Source organism: Pseudomonas alloputida (assembly GCF_021283545.2).
In the GTDB taxonomy this organism is placed as follows: Bacteria; Pseudomonadota; Gammaproteobacteria; order Pseudomonadales; family Pseudomonadaceae; genus Aquipseudomonas; species Aquipseudomonas alloputida.
Window position 1 is genome coordinate 5,090,349 of record NZ_CP128540.1, and the last position, 25,641, is coordinate 5,115,989.

At 62.7% G+C, this 25,641-nt stretch carries 19 protein-coding genes; 10 read left to right on the plus strand and 9 right to left on the minus strand.

Going from position 1 to position 25,641, the window contains the following annotated elements:
• The first annotated feature begins 19 nt into the window (after positions 1–19).
• A complete protein-coding gene (locus LU682_RS23635) occupies positions 20–4,546 on the plus strand; it encodes a hemagglutinin repeat-containing protein (RefSeq protein ID WP_010952549.1) in 4,527 nt (1,508 codons plus the stop codon).
• 160 nt (positions 4,547–4,706) lie between these two features.
• On the opposite strand, the gene LU682_RS23640 is transcribed toward LU682_RS23635, so the two are convergent.
• Both LU682_RS23640 and LU682_RS23645 read right to left on the minus strand, forming a co-directional pair.
• The gene (locus LU682_RS23640; protein WP_010952548.1) at positions 4,707–5,342 is read right to left on the minus strand and encodes a Pr6Pr family membrane protein; all 636 of its coding nucleotides are present in this window, start codon (positions 5,340–5,342) and stop codon (positions 4,707–4,709) included.
• Between the two features lies 1 nt (position 5,343).
• The gene (locus LU682_RS23645) at positions 5,344–5,565 is read right to left on the minus strand and encodes a VF530 family protein (protein ID WP_012053596.1); all 222 of its coding nucleotides are present in this window, start codon (positions 5,563–5,565) and stop codon (positions 5,344–5,346) included.
• A 163-nt stretch (positions 5,566–5,728) separates the two neighbouring features.
• On the opposite strand from LU682_RS23645, the gene LU682_RS23650 reads away from it, so the two are divergent.
• The 7 genes from LU682_RS23650 (at position 5,729) to cmoB (ending at position 16,795) form a co-directional block, all read left to right on the plus strand.
• Positions 5,729–7,771, plus strand: a complete 2,043-nt coding sequence (locus LU682_RS23650) for a TonB-dependent receptor (protein WP_010952546.1) — start codon at positions 5,729–5,731, stop codon at positions 7,769–7,771.
• A gap of 296 nt (positions 7,772–8,067) precedes the next feature.
• Positions 8,068–9,402: a carbohydrate porin gene (locus tag LU682_RS23655; RefSeq protein WP_010952545.1), complete on the plus strand. Its 1,335-nt coding sequence runs from the start codon at positions 8,068–8,070 to the stop codon at positions 9,400–9,402.
• Positions 9,403–9,432: 30 nt separating this feature from the next.
• On the plus strand, positions 9,433–11,844 hold the full coding sequence (locus LU682_RS23660; RefSeq protein WP_010952544.1) for a glucose/quinate/shikimate family membrane-bound PQQ-dependent dehydrogenase: 2,412 nt from the start codon (positions 9,433–9,435) through the stop codon (positions 11,842–11,844).
• Between the two features lie 203 nt (positions 11,845–12,047).
• On the plus strand, positions 12,048–14,465 hold the full coding sequence (gene lon / locus LU682_RS23665) for an endopeptidase La (protein ID WP_232857186.1): 2,418 nt from the start codon (positions 12,048–12,050) through the stop codon (positions 14,463–14,465).
• A 151-nt stretch (positions 14,466–14,616) separates the two neighbouring features.
• Positions 14,617–15,009, plus strand: a complete 393-nt coding sequence (locus LU682_RS23670; protein WP_049587373.1) for a protease inhibitor I42 family protein — start codon at positions 14,617–14,619, stop codon at positions 15,007–15,009.
• A gap of 89 nt (positions 15,010–15,098) precedes the next feature.
• Positions 15,099–15,842 carry a carboxy-S-adenosyl-L-methionine synthase CmoA gene (gene cmoA / locus LU682_RS23675; RefSeq protein WP_010952541.1) on the plus strand — a complete coding sequence of 248 codons (744 nt, stop codon included), beginning with the start codon at positions 15,099–15,101 and terminating at the stop codon, positions 15,840–15,842.
• A complete protein-coding gene (gene cmoB, locus LU682_RS23680) occupies positions 15,839–16,795 on the plus strand; it encodes a tRNA 5-methoxyuridine(34)/uridine 5-oxyacetic acid(34) synthase CmoB (protein ID WP_010952540.1) in 957 nt (318 codons plus the stop codon). The genes cmoA and cmoB overlap by 4 nt, the downstream gene beginning before the upstream one ends.
• 69 nt (positions 16,796–16,864) lie before the next feature.
• On the opposite strand, the gene LU682_RS23685 is transcribed toward cmoB, so the two are convergent.
• On the minus strand, positions 16,865–17,068 hold the full coding sequence (locus LU682_RS23685) for a hypothetical protein (protein WP_003252072.1): 204 nt from the start codon (positions 17,066–17,068) through the stop codon (positions 16,865–16,867).
• A gap of 310 nt (positions 17,069–17,378) precedes the next feature.
• On the opposite strand from LU682_RS23685, the gene LU682_RS23690 reads away from it, so the two are divergent.
• Both LU682_RS23690 and LU682_RS23695 read left to right on the plus strand, forming a co-directional pair.
• A complete protein-coding gene (locus LU682_RS23690; protein ID WP_003252070.1) occupies positions 17,379–18,053 on the plus strand; it encodes a heavy metal response regulator transcription factor in 675 nt (224 codons plus the stop codon).
• A complete protein-coding gene (locus tag LU682_RS23695) occupies positions 18,050–19,432 on the plus strand; it encodes a heavy metal sensor histidine kinase (RefSeq protein WP_060488854.1) in 1,383 nt (460 codons plus the stop codon). Before LU682_RS23690 ends, LU682_RS23695 begins: the two co-directional genes overlap by 4 nt.
• 65 nt (positions 19,433–19,497) lie before the next feature.
• Here LU682_RS23695 and pdxJ read toward each other — a convergent pair whose 3' ends face one another.
• From pdxJ to lepA, 6 genes are all read right to left on the minus strand, one after another.
• Complete coding sequence (pdxJ, locus tag LU682_RS23700) at positions 19,498–20,220, minus strand: pyridoxine 5'-phosphate synthase (protein ID WP_246745495.1); 723 nt, start codon at positions 20,218–20,220, stop codon at positions 19,498–19,500.
• A 61-nt stretch (positions 20,221–20,281) separates the two neighbouring features.
• Positions 20,282–20,965 carry a DNA repair protein RecO gene (recO, locus tag LU682_RS23705; protein WP_010952537.1) on the minus strand — a complete coding sequence of 228 codons (684 nt, stop codon included), beginning with the start codon at positions 20,963–20,965 and terminating at the stop codon, positions 20,282–20,284.
• Positions 20,966–21,134: 169 nt separating this feature from the next.
• A complete protein-coding gene (era, locus tag LU682_RS23710) occupies positions 21,135–22,037 on the minus strand; it encodes a GTPase Era (RefSeq protein WP_020193177.1) in 903 nt (300 codons plus the stop codon).
• The gene (gene rnc, locus LU682_RS23715) at positions 22,030–22,719 is read right to left on the minus strand and encodes a ribonuclease III (RefSeq protein WP_003252059.1); all 690 of its coding nucleotides are present in this window, start codon (positions 22,717–22,719) and stop codon (positions 22,030–22,032) included. The genes era and rnc overlap by 8 nt, the downstream gene beginning before the upstream one ends.
• Before the next feature lie 163 nt (positions 22,720–22,882).
• Positions 22,883–23,737, minus strand: a complete 855-nt coding sequence (gene lepB / locus LU682_RS23720; RefSeq protein ID WP_003252057.1) for a signal peptidase I — start codon at positions 23,735–23,737, stop codon at positions 22,883–22,885.
• A 5-nt stretch (positions 23,738–23,742) separates the two neighbouring features.
• Positions 23,743–25,542 (minus strand): translation elongation factor 4, encoded by a 1,800-nt coding sequence (gene lepA / locus LU682_RS23725; protein WP_010952535.1) that lies wholly within the window; start codon positions 25,540–25,542, stop codon positions 23,743–23,745.
• Between the last annotated feature and the right edge of the window lie 99 nt (positions 25,543–25,641).

A 25,641-nucleotide genomic window follows, 5' to 3' on the forward strand; every position in this document is an offset into this window, starting at 1 on the left:
CAACAAAGAGAACGAGAAAATGCAAACACTCTCGCAGTTACCGCCTGTTCGCCCGGATACCTTGCGCTGGGCAATCTTCCTCGCCGTGCTCGGGCCCAGCGCCGCACTGGCTCAGACAGGACTGGAAGCAGCCAGCGGCCCCGGGGGGACCCCGGTCATCCATAACGGCCACGGGGTGCCGGTCATCGACATCGTGCCGCCCAACGCCACGGGGCTGTCACACAACCAGTTCATCGACTACAACGTTGCCACCCCGGGCCTGGTGCTGAACAACGCCACCGCAGCCGGGCAGTCGCAACTGGCCGGCGCCCTGGCGGCCAACCCGCAGTTCCAGGGCCAGGCCGCCTCGACCATTCTTAACGAAGTGATCAGCCGCAACGCCTCGCTGATCGAGGGGCCGCAGGAAATCTTCGGGCGCCCGGCCGACTACATACTGGCCAACCCCAATGGCATCACCCTCAATGGCGGCAGTTTCATCAACACCACCCGCGCAGGCTTCGTGGTGGGCACCCCGCAATTCGAGGAGCAACAGCTCAGGTACCTCGATACGCTCACGGCCAGTGGCACCCTGCAGGTACTGGAGTATGGCCAGGGCAATGCCGGTGGCGCACTCGAACTGATCGCACCGCGCGTGGACAGCAAAGGCTTGCTCATGGCCAGCGAAACGCTCGACATCACTGTCGGCCGCAACCGTATCGACAGCCGCAGCGGCGAGGTGGTCGAACACCTGCCCAGCCCCTCCACGAGCATTGATGCCAGCCTGTTCGGCGCCATGCGCGCCGGGCGTATCCGTGTGGTAAGTACTACCGAAGGCGCGGGTGTGCGTGTGGGGGCCTCGCAGATTCTGGGCACCGAAGGGGTCGACATCAGCTCGGCCGGGGGCCTGCATGTCAGCGGCAGTGGCGACCGCCCGACCGAGCTGCGCAGCGAGCGTGGCGTACTGAAACTCACCGCTGCCGATGACCTGATGCTTGAAACGGTTGACGGCCAGGCCCCGCGGATCGAAGCAAGGGCTGGCAAGAAGCTCACCCTGGACGCCAAGACAATCGAGCACATCAAGCACGACAGTGACAGCTGGAACAAGAAGTTCTGGTTCGTCACCCGTGAAACCTACAACCGCAAGACCACCACCACCCACAAGCAACAACAGGGCAGTCAATTGCTGGGCACTGAGAGCGTGCTGTTGCAGTCCGGCGACGACATGCGCATGACCGCCGCGAAGGTGGACGCCGGTAACGAGCTGACGGTCGACAGCGGTGCCGGCCTGGACATCCTCGCCGGCATCGACAGCAAACGCACCGAACAGCAGGTGCGTCATCGCAAGGATTTATGGCGCGGTGACAGCGATAGCGACCAGCTCAAGGAAACCGCAAAGGGCAGTACCCTGAGCGCCGGGCACATGTCGATAAAGGCAAGCGACAACCTCAACGTACAGGGCAGCAGCCTGCACAGCCGCAGCGATCTGGCTATCCAGGCGAAACAGGCCGACATCGGCACCACCACCTTGCAGGAACACGGTACCCAACGCGACTACCGAGGCGACCTGGTGTCCGGCACATTCTTTGGTGACCGCAAAGGTAACGACACTGAGGGCCAGGTCGTCGCGGGCAGCACGATAACCAGCGATGGCGAGCTCACTGTGAGTGCCGACCAGGTCACCATCAAAGGCAGCACCGTGTTCGGTAAACAGGACGCGGTGCTCTACAGCGAGAACGGTTCGCTGGCCATCGAGGCAGACCATGGCAGCACGACCTCCACCCAGCGCACCAGCGACAGTAAACTGTTCGGCCTGATCGGCAGCAAGCACGAAAGCACGGACCGCAAACAGCAGGTACTGGTCAGCGACGTCAGCTCGACCAGCAACCTGCGCCTGGCCAGCGCCGAAGAGATGCGTATTCAGGGCGCCAAGGTCGAAGCTGGCAAGCATCTGCAAGTCGAGGCCAAAGGCGACCTGTTGATTGGCAGTGCGCAATCGGTCGATGAACGCGAAACCCGCGACCAACAACGGGGTTTCACGGCCAACGCCAGACAGACCCAGGAAGCCGAGGATGGCAAGCCCGAGTCTCGCCAGTACGCGGCTGGCGTGGCGTATGAGGTCGTGACCAGCACCAGCAAGCAGCGCACGACCAACCAGGTTGCCAGTGAGCTCAAGGGCGCCTCGGTGGGCATGAACAGCAGCGCGCACCTGCAGGTCAACGGCAGCAAGGTCCAGGCCACTGCCGGCGATCTCGATGTGCAGGCGCGGGAAGTGACACTGGGGGCGACCCGCAACGACCGTGACGTAGCCACCAGCACCACCGAAAGTGGTGGCGGGTTGACAGTAACCGGTGGCATCGACCGCCTGGGCAGCTTGTTCGAAGGCCATCACAACCGCGAGGTGCAAGCCGATCGCGACAGCAAGGTGCAGCGCAGCGAGTTGCAGGCCAGCGGCGATCTGAAATTGCGCAGTGATGCACTGCTCACCGAGGCCGCGCACGTCGAGGCCGGCAACACCCTGCAGGTGACCGCCAAACGCATCGACAACCGTGCAGCTCAGGATACCCATGAACATGAACAAAGCCGTGACGACTGGTCGGGTAGCCTGGGCGCCAGTATCGAATACCGCGACCTGACCCGCCCTATCGAACGCCTGGTGCTGGGTGAGGAAGCCCCGCGCTTCCAGCAAGCTTCGCCCGAAGACGCCATGGCACCTCCCAGCGTGGGGGCCGACATGACGGTCGAACACCTCAAGCGCCTGGAAAACCAGCGCCGTGGAATTGCTCAGGTCAGCGAGTTGTCCGCAGCAAAGGTCGAGGTCAAGGCTGACACACTGGCCGACCAGGGCACAGCCTGGCGGGCCAATGCCGGCTCGCTGAAAATCGAGGCGCAGCAGCATCAGGTGAGCGCCGCCGAAAATACCCAGGAAACCACCGTTCAACGCCTGGCCTATGGTGGCGATGCGCGCCTGGACACCAGCACCGGCGAAGACCTGAATGTACGCGCCGCCGGCAAAGGGGGGTCGCTGGATAAAAAGGATACCGCCAGCACCGCCGTGCCCGGCAGCCTTTACGGGCAACAGGGTATCCAGGTACAGCTGGGCAGCGATGGCCGCTACGAAGGGGCCCGCATCGATGGCGGCGAAGGCAGCGTGGTCATGCACAGTGCAGGGTCGCTCGCCCTACCCCAGGCGACCGACAAGGCCGAACAGCAGTCACGCCAGCTCGATGGCAATGCCTGGGCCAAAGTCGGCAACCGCCCGGGCAGCACCGGTGTCGATGGCCGGGGGTATCTGGACCATGGCCAAAAGCTGAGCACGCAGGGCAAGGCACAAGTGGCACAAATCGACGCCAAGGGCGAGGTAAAGCTGACCAGCACAGGCGACCTGTTGCTCGAAGGCACGCGCATTGGTAGCCGCGAGGCCAAGGCCGGCGACATACAGGTGCAAAGTGGCGGCCAGTTGCAGGTCAAGGCGGCCAGCAACACCCAGCAGGCCACAGGCAGCAACCTGGGTGGCGGCATGGAGCTGGCGGCCAAGGCTGGCCAGACCCAGGGGGGAGCCATAGGCGGCCACTTCAGCCACGGCAAGCAGGACGAACATGCACGTCAGGCGGTCGATGCCCAGTTTGCCAGCAACGGCACACTGACCCTGACCAGCAGCGCCCGCGAGGACATCGCCCTGCACCTGCAAGGCCTGCAGGCCTCGGCCGAACAGATCACCCTCGACGCCTCGAATGGCGGCATGCTGGTTGAAGCCTCTTCCAGCCAGGAGCGACGCGACAACCTCGACATCTCGGCCGGCGCCGGTTTCAACATGGCCAAGGGCGCCTTGGACACCCGCGGCCTGCATGGCCGGCTCAAGGTAGAGCTCGACAAGCGCGATAACCTCACCTGGAATACCAGTGACCTGCGCGCCGAGCGCATCGACCTGCAAAGCCGCGGCGATACCCGCATCGAGAGTGCCACCCTGGATGCAGGGCATATTGGCGGCACAATCGACGGTGACCTGCGCATCGCCAGCCTCAAGGACAACGTCAACACCCTGAGCGTGAAAGGCGATGTCAGGCTGAGCCAGGAGAAAAACCCGCAGGGCTATGTCAATGCGGCCAAATCGGTGGCAGGGCCGCTGGGAGGCAAGGTCGAGAAAAAGGCCGGTTCGGCCCTGAGCAAGGCAGACCCAGGGTTCTCGCCGACCGTCAGCCTCGACGTGTCGCATGCACAGCGTGACAATGTGGCGCGTCAGACCACGCTTAAAAGCAGCGACGGCATCGACCTGCAGGTCGGTGGCAACGCTCATCTGGTGGGGGCACGCTTACAGTCGGCCAAAGGCGACGTGAGGCTCGACGCCAACTCGGTCACCCAGGAAACGCTAAGCGGCAATGACTATCGCCGAGACCTGTCGTTGGATGCGTCCAACTCACCGGTGGATCTGGGCACGGCAATCGCCGAGATAGCCAAAAGCAAAATGGCGGCGGATGGGGAAAATGCGCTGGACCTGGGCGTGTTGAGAACCAGTGGGCATAGTCGCAGCGAGCAATGGGTTTCGAGCATGCAAGGGAAGAAGCACTAAGACGCCATCGCGGCCCTGGCCATTTGGGGATATCAGCAATCTTGTGCCCTGCTGCTGACACCCGGGCCGCGTGCCTCCCGCTTCCACAGCGAATACCACAGCCCTTGGGCTTGTGATTTCTCTGCGGGGGCGGGCTTGCCCGCGAAGAGGCCGCTACAGGTCAAGCCAGCCTGTGCAGCCCCCGCCACCGATCCAGCCCAAGCAACACCAGCCCTATCCCCCAGAAACCCGCCAGCACCCCAAGGGCGTTGAGCATCACCTGCCCATACCCCAGGCTGGCCACATCGATGAACGGGTAGGCATAGACGCCAATCTCACTCCCCCGCCACAACGCATAACCAAAGTAGACCGCCGGGTACACCGCCCACACCAGCAAATGCCATAGCCGCAAACTGCCCTTGGGCACCTCGCTCCACCAGTACAAGGCATACAGCACCGGCATCACGTCGTGCAGCAACTCGTCCGCCAGCCATTGCCAACCCTGTGGTTGCCACAAATGACGCAGCAGCACGCTGTAGGCCAGCGCCACCAGCACGATACTGGCGGCCACTGCAGAGCTTACCGAGGGCGACAGGAAAAAGCGTTTGCCACGGCCTTCCCTACCGAATGCGGCATAGCTGAGCACCGTCGCCACCAGGGTATTGGTCAGCACGGTGAAGTAGCCGAACACATTGATCAGGCCACCAATCAGGCTGGCCTGTTCCTGCCAACGCGCCAGCAGTACCAGGTTCACCTGCACGGCCAGGCCGAACCAGCCCAGCACCGCCATGCCGGTCAGCCAAGGGCGACGCGACATGTCAGGCCTGACGCTGCAGCTTCACGTACAGCTGCTCGACCTTCTCCCGCGCCCACGGTGTTTTGCGCAGGAACGTCAGGCTCGACTTGATGGTCGGGTTGCTCTTGAAGCAGCGCACATCGATGCGCTCGGCCAGGCCATGCCATTGGTAATGCGCCACCAGCTCGGTGAGGATCTGTTCAAGGGTCTTGCCGTGCAGCGCGTTGTGTTGGGCCGTGCTCATGCTGTGCTCCGTAGGAAAGATGCGCACCTTACACGAGTGTAGTGGTGGGAGGGATCCGTCGAGTCGACAGAAAAATCGCTGGTCAGAGGCAAAACCTCTGTGATGGAATAGTTATGTTATGTTGTAACACTAAAAAGCATCTGCCAAGGAACGCCCCATCCCCATGCTGTACACACCGCTTCGCCTTTCCCCCCTTGCCGTCGCACTCTGGCTGGCTGCATCCCCCAGCCAGGCCGTAGAACTTGAGCCGCAGGTCATCACCGCCAACCCGCTGGGTAACCGCCAACTGGCCGCCCCCAGCACCGTGCTCGAAGGCGACAACCTGCTGCAACAGCAGCACGGCAGCCTGGGTGAAACCCTTAACAAGCAGCCCGGTGTCGCCTCTACCTGGTTCGGCCCTGGCGCCAGCCGCCCGGTGATCCGCGGCCTGGATGGCGACCGCATTCGTATCCTGCGCAATGGCGTCGGTGCCCTGGATGCCTCGTCGCTGTCCTACGATCATGCCGTGCCGCTGGACCCGGTAACCGTCGAGCGCGTCGAAATCGTCCGTGGCCCGGCCGCCCTGCTTTACGGCGGCAACGCCATTGGCGGGGTGGTCAACACCTTCGACAACCGCATCCCGGACTCGCCGATCGAGGGCATCCACGGTGCCGGTGAACTGCGTTACGGCGGCGCCGACACCACTCGCAGCAGCGCCGGCAAGCTGGAGGCCGGCGACGGCGCCTTCGCCCTGCACCTGGATGCCAACAGCCGCCAGTTCAACGACCTGCGCATCCCGGGCTATGCACGCAGCGCCAAGGTGCGCGATGCCGACGAGCCCGGCAGCAAACACCGCCTGGAAAACAGCGACGGTCGCCAGGACGGCGGCGCAATCGGTGGTGCCTACCACTGGGACCACGGCTACGCCGGCCTGTCGTACAGCCGCTACGACAGCAACTACGGCTCGGTGGCCGAGTCCGGCGTGCGCCTGGACATGAAACAGGATCACTACGCCTTCGCCTCCGAACTGCGCGATCTCGACGGCCCGTTCAGCTCGGTCAAGGTAGATGCTGGTTACACCGACTACGAACACAGCGAAATCGAGGAAGGCGAGGTCCATACCACCTTCAAGAACAAGGGCTACGAAGCCCGCATCGAAGCCCGTCACCAGCCGCTCGGGCCGATTGAAGGGGTGATCGGTGCCCAGGTCAGCCGCAACGAATTCTCCGCCCTGGGCGAGGAAGCCTTCGTCCCGCACACCGATACCGACAGCCTGGCGCTGTTCATGCTGGAGCAGTGGCAAGCCACCGAACGCCTGAACCTGAGCCTGGGCGCGCGCATGGAGCACACCCGCGTAGACCCGGACGCCAAAGGCAACGAGAACTTCGTCGACGCCGACAGCGCCAGCAGCTTCAACGCCTTCAGCCTGTCGTCGGGGGCTGTGTACCAGCTCGACCCAATCTGGTCGCTGGCCGCCAACCTCGGCTACACCGAGCGCGCCCCTACCTTTTACGAGCTGTACGCCAATGGCGCGCACGTAGCCACCGGCGCGTTTGAAGTCGGTGACGCCAGCCTGAACAAGGAAAAGGCCATTTCCGCCGACCTGGCGCTGCGCTTCGACAACGGCACCCACAAGGGCAGTGTTGGGTTGTTCTACAGCCACTTTCGCAACTACATCGGCCTGATTGGCACCGGCAACACCCGCGAAGGCGAGCATGACCATGAGGAGGAGGATCACGATCATGATCATGATCATGAGGGCTTCCCGGAATACCAGTACCAAGGCGTGCGGGCGCGCTTCTACGGCATCGAGGCCCAGGACCGCTGGCAGTTGGCCGAGAACCGTTACGGCAGCTTCGCGCTGGAGTTGTCCGGTGACTATACCCGAGCCAAGAACCTCGACAGTGGCGAGCCACTGCCCCGCATCGCCCCGCTGCGCCTGAACAGCGGCCTGGTCTGGGAGCTGGACCGCTGGCAGGCGCGGGTAGACGTGCAGCACGCTGCGTCGCAGCACCGCAAACCCGCCAACGAAACCAGCACCGATGGCTACACCACCTTGGGCGCGAGCGTTGGCTACCGCTTCGACATTGGCCAGAGCCAGTGGCTGGCGTTTGTGCGCGGCGAAAACCTGACCGACCAGACCGTGCGCTATGCCAGTTCGATCCTGCGCGATATCGCACCGGCGCCGGGGCGTAGCGTGGAAGTCGGGTTGCGTACCACCTTCTGAACCACAAGCGACGAAGATCGGTGTAGGAACGGGTTCACCCGCGAATACGATGGTAGGGCAACCGGCGCATTCGCGGGTGAACCCGCTCCTACACCTGCCTCGATTAATGACGACTGTTGCCCGTTCAACAACAATCCTCTGCGACAATTTGTCTTTTTTTCTTATAACTTCCCCTATATCCTCCCCGCCGCAAGCTGAAACGCTTCATCGAACAATCTTGTCGCCATATCCATTGAGGGGCCCGCCCTTCGATGCGCTTGCCGTTTTTTTCAATAATCAAAAGATAGCGCTATCTCATGTTCCAACTGCCTAAAACCTGCTACATCGGCCTGGCCCTCAGTGCCTTGGCAACCCCCGCCGGCGCCAGCGAAATGTTCGCCAGCGACTCCCCTTGGATGCTCGGCGACTGGGGTGGAACCCGCAGCGAACTGCTGGAAAAGGGCTACGACTTCACCCTTGGCTACACCGGCGAGATGGGCAGCAACCTGCACGGCGGCTACGACCACGACCGCACCGCGCGCTACAGCGACCAGTTCACCTTCGGCAGCCACCTGGACCTGGAGAAGATCCTCGGCTGGCACGACACCGAATTCCAGCTGACCGTCACCGAGCGCCACGGCGACAACATCAGCAACGACCGCATCAACGACCCGCGTGTCGGCGGCTTCACCTCCGCCCAGGAAGTCTGGGGCCGCGGCGAAACCTGGCGACTGACGCAGATGTGGATCAAGCAGAAGTACTTCGACGGTGCGCTGGATGTGAAATTCGGCCGCTTTGGTGAAGGCGAGGACTTCAACAGCTTCCCTTGCGACTTCCAGAACCTGGCTTTCTGCGGCTCGCAGGTGGGCAACTGGGTGGGTGGCATCTGGTACAACTGGCCAGTCAGCCAGTGGGCCCTGCGCGTGCGCTACAACCTTACCCCCGAGCTGTACGCCCAGGTCGGCGTCTTCGAGCAGAACCCTTCCAACCTCGAATCCGGCAATGGTTTCAAGCTCAGCGGCAGCGGCACCCAGGGTGCGGTAATGCCGTTCGAACTGGTATGGACCCCACGTATCCAAGGCTTGAAAGGGGAATATCGTGCCGGCTACTACTACAGTAATGCCAAGGCACAAGATGTTCTCAAGGACAGCAACGGTCAGCCGGCCGCCCTCAGCGGCGCCGCCTACCGCAGCAGTTCGAGCAAGCACGGCTTGTGGATTGGCGCCCAGCAGCAGGTCACCTCGCTGGCGTCCGACCAGTCGCGCGGCTTGAGCGTGTTCGCCAACGCCACGGTGCATGACAAAAAGACCAATGCCATCGACAACTATGTGCAGGCAGGACTGGTATTCAAAGGGCCTTTCGATGCCCGCGCCAAGGACGACATCGGTTTCGCCCTGGCCCGCGTGCACGTCAACCCTGCCTATCGCAAGAACGCCCGCCTGGTCAACCAGGCCGCCGGCCTCTATGACTACGACAACCCGGGCTTCCTGCCAGTGCAGGACACCGAGTACAGCGCCGAGCTGTATTACGGCATTCACTTGGCCGACTGGCTCACGGTACGCCCCAACCTGCAGTACATCCGCCACCCGGGCGGGGTGTCGCAGGTCGATGGCGCCCTGATCGGCGGCCTGAAGATCCAGAGCAGTTTCTAACCCCTTTTTTGACCTGACGGAGAACCTACGATGAGCACTGAAGGTGCGAACCAAGGAAGCCGCTGGCTACCGCGCCTGATTGGCGCGCTGCTGTTGCTGATGGGCCTGGCCCTGCTGGCCGGCGGTATCAAGCTGAGCCAGCTGGGCGGATCGCTGTACTACCTGATCGCCGGTATTGGCTTTGCCCTTTCGGGCGTCCTGCTGCTGGCCCAACGCCAGATCGCCCTGGGCCTGTATGGCCTGGTGCTGCTGGGCAGCACCGTGTGGGCCCTGTTCGAAGTAGGCCTGGACTGGTGGCAACTGGTGCCACGGCTGGCTATCTGGTTCGCCATCGGCGTGGTGTTGCTGCTGCCGTGGGCACGTCGCCCGCTGATCGGCCCAGCCAGCAAAGCCAACACTGCACTGCTCGGCGTGGCAGTGGTCGCTTCGGGCGCTTGCGCGCTGGCCAGCCAGTTCACCCATCCCGGTGAAGTGTTCGGCGAACTGGGCCGCGACAGCAGCGAAATGGCCAGCGCCGCCCCGGCCATGCCCGACGGCGAATGGCAGGCCTACGGCCGTACCGAGCATGGCGACCGCTACTCGCCGCTGCGCCAGATCACCCCGCAGAACGCCTACCGTCTGGAAGAAGCCTGGCGCATTCGCACCGGTGATCTGCCAACCGAAAACGACCCGGTGGAGCTGACCAACCAGAACACCCCGCTGAAGGTCAACGGCATGCTTTACGCCTGCACCGCGCACAGTCGCCTGCTGGCGCTGGACCCGGACACTGGCGCAGAAATCTGGCGCTACGACCCGCAGGTCAAGAGCCCGACCGGCACCTTCAAGGGCTTTGCCCACATGACCTGCCGTGGCGTCTCGTACTATGACGAAAACCGCTACGTCAGCCGCGACGGCAGCCCGGCGCCGAAAATTACCGATGCAGGCCAGGCCGTGGCCCAAGCCTGCCCGCGTCGCCTCTATCTGCCTACCGCGGATGCCCGCCTGATCGCCATCAACGCCGACAACGGCAAGGTCTGCGAAGGCTTCGCCAACCAGGGCGTGATCGACCTCACCACCGGCATTGGCCCATTCACCGCCGGCGGCTATTACTCCACCTCGCCTGCTGCGATTACCCGTGACCTGGTGATCATCGGTGGCCACGTCACCGACAACGAGTCGACCAATGAGCCGTCCGGGGTGATCCGCGCCTACGACGTGCACGACGGCCACCTGGTGTGGAACTGGGACAGTAACAACCCGGACGACACCAAGCCATTGGCTGCCGGCAAAATGTACAGCCGCAACTCGGCCAACATGTGGTCGATCGCCAGCGTCGACGAAGACCTTGGCATGATCTACCTGCCGCTGGGCAACCAGACCCCGGACCAGTGGGGCGCCGACCGCACCCCGGGCGCCGAGAAGTACAGCGCCGGCGTGGTCGCCCTTGACCTGGCCACCGGCAAGGCACGCTGGAACTATCAGTTCACCCACCACGACCTGTGGGACATGGACGTCGGCAGCCAGCCGACCCTGGTACACCTGAAAACCGACGATGGTGTGAAACCGGCGATCATCGTACCGACCAAGCAAGGCAGCCTGTACGTGCTCGACCGCCGCGACGGTACGCCAATCGTGCCGATCCGCGAGATCCCCACCCCACAAGGCGCAGTGGAAGGCGACCACACCTCGCCCACCCAGGCCCGCTCCGACCTCAACCTGCTCGGCCCAGAGCTGACCGAACAGGCCATGTGGGGCGCCACGCCTTTCGACCAGATGCTGTGCCGCATCCAGTTCCGCGAACTGCGCTACGAAGGCCAGTACACCCCGCCATCCGAACAAGGTTCGTTGGTCTACCCCGGCAACGTCGGTGTATTCAACTGGGGCAGCGTGTCGGTCGACCCGGTGCGCCAGCTGCTGTTCACTTCGCCCAACTACATGGCGTTCGTGTCGAAGATGGTCCCGCGTGAGCAGGTTGCCGAAGGCAGCAAGCGCGAAAGCGAGACCAGCGGCGTGCAGCCGAACACCGGCGCACCGTATGCAGTGATCATGCACCCGTTCATGTCGCCGCTCGGTGTACCGTGCCAGGCACCCGCCTGGGGCTACGTCGCCGCCATCGACCTGTTCACCAACAAGGTGGTGTGGAAACACAAGAACGGCACCACCCGCGACAGCACCCCGCTACCGATCGGCCTGCCGGTTGGCGTGCCGAGCATGGGTGGCTCGATCGTCACCGCCGGTGGCGTCGGCTTCCTCAGCGGCACGCTCGACCAGTACCTGCGCGCCTATGACGTGAACAACGGCAAGGAGTTGTGGAAAGCACGCCTGCCAGCGGGTGGCCAGGCTACGCCGATGAGCTACACCGGCAAGGACGGCAAGCAGTACGTGCTGGTGACTGCCGGCGGCCATGGCTCGCTGGGCACCAAGATGGGCGATTACATCATTGCTTACAAATTAGCCGAGTAAGCGACACCGCTCCCGCAGGCTCAACCCTGAGGGAGCGGCCTTGTGTCGCGTTTCGGTCGCGCAGCGGCCCCAACGATCTAGAATGCTGGATGGATTCTGGGGCTGCTGCGCAGCCCAATCGCGACACAAGGCTGCTCCCGAACCATTGAAACCCATCCCTCCCCGCCCCATCTAAGCACCATAGTCATTCACGCAGGTGCCCCATGAGCGACCAGCAGGATTTCCCCGAACACCCTGACGAACACAGCGAAGTCGAACACACCCTCCAGGCCGAAGTCAGCCACGCCCTCGCCCTGCCCGGTCAACAGCTGCCGGACAAGGTCTACGTCATCCCGATCCACAACCGCCCGTTCTTCCCGGCCCAGGTACTGCCGGTGATCGTCAATGAAGAGCCCTGGGCCGAAACGCTCGACCTGGTAGCCAAGTCACCGGACCACTGCCTGGCGCTGTTCTTCATGGACACCCCGCCAGAAGACCACCGCCACTTCGACACCTCGGCACTGCCGCAGTACGGCACGCTGGTCAAGGTGCACCATGCCAGCCGCGAAAACGGCAAATTGCAGTTCGTCGCCCAGGGCCTGTCCCGGGTGCGCATCCGCAACTGGCTCAAGCACCACCGCCCGCCCTACCTGGTCGAAGTCGAATACCCGCGCCAGCCCGCCGAGCCGACCGACGAGGTCAAAGCCTACGGCATGGCGCTGATCAACGCGATCAAAGAGCTACTGCCGCTCAACCCGCTGTACAGCGAAGAGCTGAAGAACTACCTCAACCGCTTCAGCCCCAACGACCCTTCGCCGCTCACCGACTTCGCCGCCGCGCTCACCTCGGCCACCGGCAATCAGTTGCAGGAAGTGCTCGACTGCGTGCCCATGCTCAAACGCATGGAAAAGGTACTGCCAATGCTGCGCAAAGAGGTGGAAGTCGCGCGCTTGCAGAACGAGATCTCGGCCGAGGTCAACCGGCAGATCGGCGAACACCAGCGCGAGTTCTTCCTCAAGGAACAACTCAAGGTCATCCAGCAAGAGCTGGGGCTGACCAAGGACGACCGCAGCGCCGACCTTGAACAGTTCGAACAGCGCCTGGAAGGCAAGACCCTGCCACCGCAGGCACGCAAGCGCATCGATGAAGAGATGGGCAAACTGGCCATCCTGGAAACCGGCTCACCCGAATACGCCGTCACCCGCAACTATCTGGAATGGGCCACCGCCCTGCCGTGGGGCGTGTACGGCAAAGACAAGCTCGACCTCAAGCATGCGCGCAAAGTCCTCGACCAGTACCACTCCGGCCTCGACGACATCAAGGAGCGCATCCTCGAATTCCTCGCCGTGGGCGCCTGGAAAGGCGAGATCAGCGGCTCGATCGTGCTGTTGGTGGGCCCGCCCGGGGTGGGCAAGACCAGCATCGGCAAGTCCATCGCCGAATCGCTCGGCCGGCCGTTCTATCGCTTCAGCGTCGGCGGCATGCGTGATGAAGCCGAGATCAAGGGCCACCGCCGCACCTATATCGGCGCCCAGCCCGGCAAGCTGGTGCAGGCCCTGAAAGACGTCGAAGTGATGAACCCGGTGATCATGCTCGACGAAATCGACAAGATGGGCCAGAGCTACCAGGGCGACCCGGCCTCAGCGTTGCTGGAAACCCTCGACCCCGAGCAGAACGTCGACTTCCTCGACCACTACCTCGACCTGCGCCTGGACTTGTCCAAGGTGCTGTTCGTGTGCACTGCCAACACCCTCGATTCAATACCCGGGCCGTTGCTCGACCGCATGGAAGTGATCCGCCTGTCCGGCTATATCACCGAAGAAAAAATGACCATCGCCAAGCGCCACCTGTGGCCCAAGCAGCTGGAAAAGGCCGGCGTTTCCAAGACCAGCCTCAGCATCAGCGACAGCGCCCTGCGCCTGGTGATCGACGGTTATGCCCGCGAGGCCGGCGTGCGCCAGCTGGAGAAGCAACTGGGCAAACTGGTGCGCAAGGCCGTGGTCAAGCTGCTGGAAAACCCCGACGCCAAGCTTAAGATCGGCACCAAGGACCTGGAAACCGCACTCGGCATACCGGTGTTCCGCAGCGAGCAGGTACTGGCTGGCAAAGGCGTCATCACCGGCCTGGCCTGGACCAGCATGGGCGGCGCCACGCTGCCGATCGAGGCGACCCGCATCCACACCCACAACCGCGGCTTCAAGCTGACCGGCAAGCTGGGTGACGTGATGAAGGAGTCTGCCGAAATTGCCTACAGCTACATCAGCTCCAACCTCAAGCAATTTGGCGGGGATCCAGGTTTCTTCAACGAAGCGTTCATCCACCTGCACGTACCCGAAGGCGCCACGCCCAAAGACGGCCCCAGTGCCGGCATCACAATGGCCAGCGCTTTGCTCTCACTGGCCCGCGACCAGTCTGCCAAAAAAGGTGTCGCCATGACGGGCGAGCTGACCCTCACCGGCCATGTACTGCCGATTGGCGGCGTGCGCGAGAAGGTGATTGCGGCGCGGCGGCAGAAGATTTTCGAACTGATCCTGCCGGAGCCCAACCGCGGCGACTTCGAAGAACTGCCGGACTACCTGCGCGAAGGCCTGACAGTGCATTTCGCCAAGCGCTTTGCCGACGTGGCGAAAGTGCTGTTCTAGCCTGCACCGCCCTCTTCGCGGGCAAGCCCGCACCTGCACGGGTACGCTACCCCTGCAGGCGCGGGCTTACTCGCGAAAGGACCGGCACAGGCAGCACAAATTTCCTCGATCATCGGGTATCCTCAGGCCATCGCCAGCCTTCGGAGCCACCATGACCTCTCCTCGTCTGCTCGTTCCCCTGAGCTTCGCCCTGCTTTCTGCTTGCGCGCAACAATCCTCGCAGCCCGTTGACCTGGACGCCGAAAGCGAATGCCCCAAGCGCCTGCAGGTCGGCCAGATCCTCACGCTTACCCTGCCCAGCAACCCCACCACCGGCTACCGCTGGCTGGTACAGAACCCGGCGCCCAACGTATTGCAAAGCCTTGGCCCCGAGGTTTACAGCGCGCCTGAAGACACCGGTATCGTCGGCAGCTCGGGCCTATCGACCTGGCGCTTCCAGGCCCGCGCTACGGGCGAAGGGAACCTGGTGTTGGTCTACCAGCAACCCTGGGCCCCGGAAGTGCGCCCGGTGCAGACCTTCGATTGCGCCATTCGGGTCAATTGAACGCAAAGCGCTGGTCAGCCAACCATGCATCCCGGCTGCGGTTTGGCTAGAATGCGCCCCCTGCCTATCACCAGCCGCCTGGATTCGCCGTGAGCAAACAACCCGACCGCCTTTTCTCCCAACCACTGGAGCAGGTGCCCGACTTCGTCTTCAACGAAGACGTCGTGCGTGTGTTCCCGGACATGATCAAGCGCTCGGTGCCCGGTTATCCAACCATTGTCGAGAACCTCGGGGTACTGGCCGCTCGGTTCGCCCAGCCAGGCACCGCACTGTACGATCTGGGCGCATCGCTGGGTGCCGTTACCCAGTCGCTGCGGCGCCATGTGCGCAGCGACGGCTGCAGGGTAATCGCGGTTGATAACTCCGCCGCCATGGTCGAGCGCTGCCGCCAGTACCTCACTGCGCAGGATTCGATGTTCCAGGAGTTGCTGCCAGTGCAAGTACTGGAAGCCGATATCCTTGCCCTGCCCTTCGAGCCCGCCTCGGTAGTGGCGATGAACTTCACCCTGCAGTTCATCGCCCCTGACCAGCGCCTAGAACTGCTCGGGCGAATCCGCCAGGCGCTGCTGCCCGGCGGCGCGCTGATTCTGTCGGAGAAGCTGCGCTTCGCCGATGAACAAGAGCAGGACCTGCTCAATGAACTGCACCTGGATTTCAAACGGGCCAATGGCTACAGCGAACTGGAAATCGCCCAGAAGCGCAGCGCCATCGAAAACGTGATGAAGCCCGATACACTCGAAACCCACCAGGAACGCCTGCGCGCAGCCGGCTTCTCGAAAGTGGTGCCTTGGTTCCAATGCCTTAACTTCGCCTCGTTGATAGCCCTGCCATGATCGATCTGTCTCCCCTCGTCCGCCGCCTGGCGGGCACGCCCCTGGCTTCCTGGTCGCAAGGCCTGCAAGCACAACTGGACGCCAAGCTGGAAAAGGGTCACGGTGACCTCGACCGCTGGCGCGGGGCGCTGGAAGCCCTGCCCGCCCTGCAACCCAGTGAAATCGACCTGGTCAACGGGTTGCGTCTGGATTGCGACTGCGACGACGCCACCCGCGCGCAGATGCGCCAGGCACTGATGGGCCTGTCGCCCTGGCGCAAGGGGCCGTTCGACCTGTTTGGCGTGCACGTTGACACCGAATGGCGTTCGGACTGGAAGTGGTCACGGGTTGGCCCGCACCTGGACCTCCAGGGCAAGCGCGTACTCGACGTGGGCTGTGGCAATGGCTACTACCAGTGGCGCATGCTCGGCGCCGGCGCAGACATGGTGATTGGGGTCGACCCCAACTGGCTGTTCTTCTGCCAGTTCCAGGCCGTGCAGCAATACCTGCCGGAGTTGCCGGCCTGGCACCTGCCGTTCGCCCTGGAAGACCTGCCCGCCAACCTGGAAGGTTTCGATACCGTGTTTTCCATGGGCGTGTTCTATCACCGCCGCTCGCCCATCGAGCACCTGCTGGCGCTCAAGGACTGCCTGGTCAAAGGTGGCGAGCTGGTGCTGGAAACGCTGGTTATCGAGGGCGACGAAAACCAGGTGCTGGTGCCTGAAGACCGCTACGCACAGATGCGCAACGTCTGGTACCTGCCGTCGGTACCGGCGCTGGCCCGCTGGTTGCGCCGTGCCGGCTTCAGCGATGTGCGCTGCGTCGACGTGAGCGTGACCAGCGTCGAGGAGCAGCGCAGCACCGATTGGATGCGCTACCAGTCACTCAGCGACTTCCTCGACCCGAACGACCACAGCAAGACCGTCGAAGGCCTGCCTGCCCCACGCCGCGCCACCCTGCTGGCGCGCAAATAAAAAAGGCGCCCGCAGGGGCGCCTGAATACACCTGCGGCGAGGAGCCGTCGCGGCGCAGGTGTCGATACCTCAATCCTTGGCCACCTCACGCGCCTTCTCTTGCGCCTTGCGCTCGCGCTCGGCAACAGCCTGTTGCTTGTCGCCATGCAGTCGCTGCTGGTCTTCGCGGAAGGCTTGCCAGAACTGCTTCGAGCGCTCCGCACCGCCCTCGGCATAAACACTGGCGCTGCCCAGGGCAAGGGTGGCCAACAGCAGGTATTTGGTCAGGTTCATCGTGTTTGCCTCGTAATAACCGATCAGACACGGCCATCCTAGCGAGGGCTGGCTAACGGCAAGGTGAGGCGGGGATTACAGTCCTGCAATGTGGCCTTGTGTGGACTGTTCGGGCCTCTTCGCGGGTAAACCCGTTCCTACAGGCGCGGGTTTACTCGCGAAGAGGCCCGAACAGACAGCCAGATAACAGCAGAATTACAAATCCGTTATCTGCACCGCAGGCCTTTTTTCATGCCGTAACATTGGGGCGCTTGACCCTGATGTCACTACAGGGTCAAGAATCGTCCCCTTTCAACATACCGAGCCCCCCATGCGCCTACTGATCATCGAGGACGAGCTGCGTACCGCCGACTACCTGCAACAGGGCCTTCGCGAGAACGGTTACGTGGTCGACTGCGCCCACACAGGCACCGACGGCCTGCACCTGGCACGCCAACAGGCGTATGACCTGGTCATCCTCGACGTCAACCTGCCCGAAATCGATGGCTGGACCGTGCTGCAGCGGCTACGTGCCGAATCGGCCACACGCATCATGATGCTGACCGCCCACGGTCGCTTGGCCGACCGGGTAAAAGGCCTGGACCTGGGCGCGGATGACTACCTGCTCAAGCCCTTTGAGTTCCCTGAGCTACTGGCGCGCATCCGCAGCCTGCTACGCCGCAACGACCAGCAACTGCAGCCCAGCACCCTGCGCGTCGCTGACCTGGAACTGGACCCCGGCCGCCACCGCGCCTACCGCGCCGGGCAGCGCATCGACCTGACCGCCAAGGAGTTCGCCCTGCTGCACCTGCTAATGCGCCAGACTGGCGAAGTGTTGTCGCGCACGCAGATCATCTCGCTGGTGTGGGACATGAACTTCGACTGCGACACCAACGTGGTCGAGGTCTCGATCCGGCGCCTGCGGGCGAAGATCGACGACCCGTTCGACAACAAGCTGATCCATACCCTGCGTGGTGTGGGCTACGTACTTGAGGCTCGCCTTTGAAAAACGCCAGCCTGTCGTTACGCCTGGGCCTGAGCGTCACATTGATGGGCGCCGCACTGGTGCTGCTGCTGGCCTGCCTGGCCGTGTTTGCCCTGGATCACGAACTGGACAGCCGCGCGCGCAAGGATTTGGCGCGCAAGATGCTTCAGGTCGAGCACAACCTGCGTGTCGACCTGCGCAGCGAGGACCTGGGCAGCCGCGCCCATCCACTGCTGGACCTGGTGATGGGGCATGACAACCTAAGCCTCAGTGTGCTGGCTCTCGACGGCCACCACCCCCACCTGCTCAGCCTCGGCCCGGCCCTGGAATCGCGGGTCGGTGAACTGCACACCGATGCGCGCCTGGCCTTTCACGCCTGGCGTGACAGCGGCGGTAACCAGATCCTCACCGTTACCCGGTTGATGCGCCTGCGCGACAACACCCCTGTCAAGGTGATGATGTCGCTCAACCGCGCCGACGACAACGCCCTGCTGCAAGCCTACCTGCACTCGACATTGCTCGCCTTGCCACTGCTACTGGTTTTGATTGGTGCGGGGGCATGGTGGCTGATGCAGCGCGGCCTGAAACCATTGCGGCACTTCCGGCGCATTGCCGGGCAGGTGTCGGCCCAGGACCTGCAGCATCGCCTGCCCGCTACCTCCCTGCCGCAGGAACTGGCAGACCTGGCCGGCAGTATCAACGTGATGCTCGATCGACTCGACCAAGGTGTCAGGCAGCTGTCGCAGTTCTCTGACGACCTGGCCCATGAACTGCGCACACCGTTGAGCAACCTGATGGGCAAGGCGCAGGTGACACTGGCCCGTGAGCGGGACAACGCCAACTATCGGGAAGTGCTTGAAGACAGCATCGAAGAACTGACCCGGCTCAACCGCATCATCAACGACATGCTGTTTCTTGCCCAGGTCAGCCAGCCGCATACGCAGGTTGCGTTGAAACCCTTGGCGCTGTCCGACGAGGCAGCGCGGGTTGTCGAGCTGTTTGCCTACAGTGCCGAGCTGAAAGAAATTGAGCTACGTGTTCAGGGCTGGGGGACAGCGCTGGGAGACCGGCTGATGTTTCAGCGGGCACTGTCGAACCTGTTGAGCAACGCCATACGGCACAGTCCCGAGGGTAAACCCGTGGCTCTGCGCATCGAACGCTCGGGCAGCGAAGTCATTCTATCCGTGGAGAACCAGGGTCCGGGTGTGCCTGCAGAGCACCAGTCGCGCTTGTTCGAGCGGTTTTACCGGGTAGGTTCGGGGCGTTCGCGGCTGGAGGGCGGGACCGGGTTGGGGTTGGCGATCGTGAAGTCGATCATGCAGTTGCATGGCGGGCGGGTCGAGGTCAGCAGCTGCCCCCTGGGGCCTACCCGGTTTACCCTGGTGTTTCCTGCCGAGTGATCGGCCGCCTGTGCTGGCCTCTTCGCGGGCTTGCCCGCGAAAAGGCCGGTACAGGCGACCAACAATCAGCGCGAAGCCGCCACGATCAGCGCCTTCATCTCGGCCACAGCAGCCTTGAAGCCGACAAACAAGGCATGCGCCACCAGCGCATGGCCAATGTTCAACTCATTGATACCCTTGATCGCCGCCACCGCCTCGACGTTGTGGTAATGCAGCCCGTGACCGGCATTGACGATCAGCCCATGCCCCACGCCAAACGCCACACCCTCGACGATCCGCTTGAGCTCTTCAGCCACTTCGGTGGGGGTTTCGGCATCGGCATAACGGCCGGTGTGAAGCTCGATGGCCGGTGCGCCAACCCGACGCGAGGCCTCGATCTGCCGTTCGTCGGCGTCGATGAACAGCGACACCTCGGCACCGGTACGCGCCAGCCGTTCGACTGCAGCCTTGATCCGCGCTTCCTGGCCTGCCACATCCAGGCCACCTTCGGTGGTCAGCTCCTGACGGGTTTCGGGTACCAGGCAGATGTGCGCCGGGCGAATCTTTTCGGCAAAGGCCATCATCTCTTCGGTGACGCCCATCTCGAAGTTCATGCGGGTCTGCAGCACATCCTTGAGCAGCACAACGTCACGCTCCTGGATGTGCCGGCGGTCTTCACGCAGGTGCACGGTGATGCCATCGGCGCCTGCTTCCTCGGCGTCCAGGGCAGCCTTGACCGGGTCAGGGTAGCGCGTGCCACGGGCCTGGCGCAGGGTCGCCACGTGGTCGATGTTGACGCCAAGAAGCATGCGGTTGCTGTGAGTCACGAAAGGCTCTCCTGAAGATTGAGCCCAACAGCATACGTCCTGATCAGCGCTTGCGAAACAGTTCCCGGCTGACCAGCGGTTTTGCCCCCAGGTGAACTGCCAGTGCCTGGCGCATCAGCCGCTTTGCAGCGAGCAAGGCGCCAGGTGCGTCCCAGTCGGCTTCAGCCAGGGCCAGCAACTCGATCCCACGAAACAGGCCGGGCTGCAACAGCTCGACCCGCTCCAGGCCGGCATCCACGCGCAGGCGATACAGGCCGTCGGCGGCAATCGGCTGGTCGTTGACGTCTTGGTTCAATGAAAACGCATACCCGAGCTCATCAAGCAGCCGCCATTCGAACGAACGCAGCAGAGGTTCCAGCGGGCGGCCTTCAGCCAGGGCCTGCAAGGTCAAGGTGTAGTGTTCGAAAATGGTCGGAAACGGTGCTTCGGCGGGCAGCAGACGCATCAGCAACTCATTCAGGTACAACCCGCTGAACAGCGCATCGCCGTGAAGCCAGGCGGCGATGCCGGTGCTGTCCATGCGGCTGACATTCTTCAGCTCGCCACGCCCACGCAGCTCCACCTCCAGCGACACGAACGGCCGCACCAGGCTGCCGCCCTTACTGCGCGCGCGACGCAACACGGCACGCATGCGGCCCTGCGGGGTGAAAAAGTCCACCAGCGCGCTGGTTTCCTTGTAGGCACGGCTGTGCAGTACGTAGGCTGGCTGACCGACAGGTTGTTCCATTAAAAATCACTCGCGCCGAGGGTTGCACTGGCCCTTGTGGGAGCGGCCTTGTGTCGCGAAAAGGGCCGCAAAGCGGCCCCAGATTTTTAGCTTCGCAGCATAAATCGCCGGGGCTGCTGCGTAGCCCTATCGCGACACAAGGCCGCCCCTACAGGGACCAGCGCGCGGCTTACAGGTCGCCGTAGCCCAGCGAACGCAGGGCGCGCTCGTCGTCGGACCAGCCGCCCTTTACCTTGACCCACAGGTTGAGCATGACCTTGGAATCGAACAGCACTTCCATGTCCTTGCGCGCCTCGGAACCGATGCGCTTGATGCGCTCGCCCTTGTCACCAATGATGATTTTCTTCTGGCCATCGCGTTCAACCAGGATCAACGCGTGAATGTGCAGCACATGGCCCTGCTGCTTGAATTCCTCGATCTCCACCGTGATCTGGTACGGCAACTCCGCACCCAGCTGGCGCATGATCTTCTCGCGCACCAGTTCGGCGGCCAGGAAGCGGCTGCTACGGTCGGTGATCTGGTCTTCGGGGAAGAAATGATCGTTCTCGGGCAGGTGCTTGGCGATCTGTGCTTCAAGCGCGTCAAGGTTGTGCCCCTGCTGTGCGGAAATCGGCATCACCTCGGCGTTCGGCAGTTGCTCTTGCAGCCACTGCAGGTGCGGGATCAGCTCGGCTTTCTCTTCCATGCGGTCGGTCTTGTTGACCGCGATGATCAGCGGGCCGGTGACATACTGCACGCGCTCCAGAACCAGTTGGTCCTCGTCGGTCCACTTGGTACGGTCAACCACGAAGATAACCACGTCGACGTCCTTGAGGGCCGCCGAGGCATTGCGGTTCATGTAACGGTTCAGGGCCTTGTCGTTGGCCTTGTGCATACCGGGGGTATCGACGTAGATGGCCTGCACATCACCTTCGGTCTTGATGCCGAGCATGTTGTGGCGGGTGGTCTGCGGCTTTCGCGAAGTAATCGCCAGCTTCTGGCCCAGGATGTGGTTGAGCAGGGTCGACTTGCCGACGTTGGGACGGCCGACAATGGCTACGTAGCCGCAGCGGGTCGGGTTGCTATCAGTCATTGCCATTCTCCACGCCCAGGGCGATCAGTGCAGACGCGGCGGCGACTTGCTCGGCAATACGCCGGCTAACGCCTTGACCACGGCTCTTGTTGTTCAGCAGTACCACTTCGCATTCGACGAAGAAGGTCCGGCAGTGTGGTTCACCCTGGATATCCACGACTTCGTAACGCGGCAGCTCACAGCTGCGCGACTGCAGGAACTCTTGCAGGCGGGTTTTCGGATCTTTATTGGTGTCGACCAGTGTCAGGCCTTCGAACTCATCGGCCAGCCAGGCCAGGATGCGCTCCCGGGCGGTGTCCATATCGGCGTCCAGGTAGATGGCACCAATCAGTGCCTCCAGGGCGTCGGCCAGGATCGACTCGCGGCGAAAGCCGCCGCTCTTGAGTTCTCCGGAACCCAGGCGCAGGTAATCGCCCAAGTCAAAACCACGGGCCAGACGGGCCAGGGTTTCACCCTTGACCAACCGCGCACGCAGCCGCGACAACTGGCCTTCGCGGGCCTGCGGAAAACGCTCGAACAGCGCTTCGCCGGCAACGAAGTTGAGAATGGCGTCACCGAGGAACTCCAGGCGCTCATTGTTGCGCCCGGCGTAACTGCGATGGGTCAGTGCCAGGAGCATCTGGTCCTGGTTCTTGAAGGTGTAACCGAGCTTTCGCTCCAGACCGGCAAGGGAAGCACTCATGCGGCCACCCGATCGTTGTTCAACGCGTTGTTCAAATCAACATCCTGAAAGACTGTTTGGCTGTGGTCCGCCGATTGATGTGTGGCGAATCTCCCGATCCCTGAGAACACAGCCTATGTCAGAAATGCATTCGGCGCTGTCTGCTGGACAGCGCCGATGGGTATCAATGGATCAGGCCAACCCGCGACAGGTTGGGCAAGTGGCTGAGTTTGGGCTCTGGCCAGCTCATCCACACCGCGAAGGCCTTGCCGACAATGTTCCGGTCCGGAACCATGCCGTGCAGTTCCTTGGGAATGTTCGGGTCATCCCAGAAACGGCTATCGTTGGAGTTGTCGCGGTTGTCGCCCATCATGAAGTAATGGCCCGCAGGCACGGTCCACTGCTGGTCCGGCGGCATGCGATAACGGCTCATTTCCTTGCGGATCAGGTGTTCGGCCGCGCCGAGCTTTTCCTTGTACAGCTGAGCACTGCCCAGGGTACCCGGCTCGCTGCCCACCAGTTGTTCGGCAACGGGCTGGCCGTTGACGAACAGCCGCTTGTCGTTGGTGTAGCGGACCACGTCGCCCGGCAGGCCAACCACACGCTTGATGTAGTTGACATTCGGGTCACTCGGGTAGCGGAACACCATTACATCCCCGCGTTGCGGGTCACCGACCTCGATGACCTTCTTGTCGATCACCGGCAGGCGAATGCCGTACGAGAATTTGTTCACCAGGATGAAGTCGCCCACTTCCAGGGTCGGTTTCATCGATCCCGAAGGGATCTGGAATGGCTCGACCAGGAATGAACGCAGCACCAGCACGATGAACAGCACCGGGAAGAACGACTTACCGTACTCGACCAGCAACGGCTCCTTGTTCAGCCGTTCGACCACCGCCATCTCAGGCTGGCTGACGCTGCCCTGATAGTTGGCGATTGCCGCACGCCGGCGCGGGGCCAGGAACAGCAGGTCGATCAAGCCCAGCAGACCGCAGATGAAGACGGCGATGACCAGCAACAGCGGGAAATTTAGCGACATAGGACCTAGCTATCCAACCTGAGCACGGCGAGGAAGGCTTCTTGTGGAATTTCCACATTGCCCACCTGTTTCATGCGTTTCTTACCGGCCTTCTGCTTCTCCAGCAGCTTCTTCTTACGGCTGACGTCACCGCCGTAGCACTTGGCCAGTACGTTCTTTCTGAGCGCCTTGACGGTTGTCCGCGCAATGATCTGGCCGCCAATGGCTGCCTGGATCGCTACGTCGAACATCTGCCGAGGGATCAGTTCCTTCATCTTCTCGGTCAACGCACGGCCTTTATAGGCCGCGTTGTCGCGGTGCACGATCAATGCCAGGGCATCGACCTTGTCGCCGTTGATCAGCACGTCCAGCTTGACCAGGTTGGCCGACTGGTAGCGATCGAAATGATAATCCAGCGAAGCATAGCCGCGGCTGGTGGATTTGAGGCGGTCGAAGAAATCGAGCACCACTTCGTTCATCGGCATGTCGTAACGCACCTGCACCTGGCTGCCGAGGAACTGCATGTCGCGCTGTACGCCACGCTTCTCGATGCACAGAGTGATGACGTTGCCCAGGTGCTCCTGCGGAACCAGGATGGTCGCGGTGACGATCGGCTCGCGGAAGTCGGCCACAGCCGAGACGTCCGGCAGCTTGGACGGGTTGTCGACGACGATGGTTTCGCCGGTTTTCAACTCCAGTTCGTAGATCACGCTGGGTGCGGTGGTGATCAGGTCCAGGTCATATTCGCGCTCCAGGCGCTCCTGGATGATCTCCATGTGCAACATGCCCAGGAAACCGCAACGGAAGCCAAAGCCCAGCGCGTCGGAGCTTTCCGGCATGTACTGCAGCGAGGAGTCGTTCAGGGTCAGCTTCTGCAGAGCGTCGCGGAAATCCTCGAAGTCGTCGGAGCTGACCGGGAACAGGCCGGCGTAGACCTGCGGCTGAATCTTCTTGAAGCCTGGCAACACCTCGACCTCAGGGGTCGAGGACAGGGTCAGGGTGTCACCAACCGGGGCACCGTGGATGTCCTTGATGCTGGCGATGATGAAGCCTACTTCGCCGGCTTTCAGATCAGCGGTCTGGGTGTGCTTCGGGGTGAAGACACCGACGCTGTCGACCAAGTGCACCTTGCCGGTGGACTTGACCAGGATCTTGTCGCCTTTCTTGACGCGGCCCTGGCGCACACGCACCAGCGAGACCACACCCAGGTAATTGTCGAACCAAGAGTCGATGATCAGCGCTTGCAGCGGTGCATCAATCTCACCTTCTGGCGCGGGGATGGTGTGCACCAGGCGCTCGAGCACCTCGTCAACGCCCATACCGCTCTTGGCGCTGCAGGCCACGGCGTCGGTGGCATCGATACCGATGATCTTCTCGATCTCGTCCTTGACGCGGTCCGGGTCGGCCTGGGGCAGGTCCATCTTGTTCAGGACCGGCATGACCTCCAGGCCCTGCTCGATGGCGGTGTAGCAGTTGGCTACGGACTGGGCCTCCACGCCCTGACCGGCGTCAACCACCAGCAGTGCCCCCTCACAGGCCGCCAGCGAGCGCGAGACTTCGTAGGTGAAGTCGACGTGGCCGGGGGTATCGATGAAGTTCAGCTGGTAGGTCTTGCCGTCCTGCGCCTTGTAGTGAAGCGTGACGCTGTGGGCCTTGATGGTGATACCGCGCTCACGCTCCAGGTCCATGGAATCGAGCACCTGGGCTTCCATCTCGCGCGCCGACAGGCCACCGCACATCTGGATGAAACGGTCAGCCAGCGTCGACTTGCCATGGTCGATGTGGGCGATGATGGAGAAATTGCGGATATGACTCAAATCACTCACGGGTCAACACTCGAAAAGGCTGCGAGCCGGACGCCCGCCGAAAAATAGCCGGGAATTGTACCTTAAGCTGCTGGGTTATGGGAGATTCCTCTGTCCGAC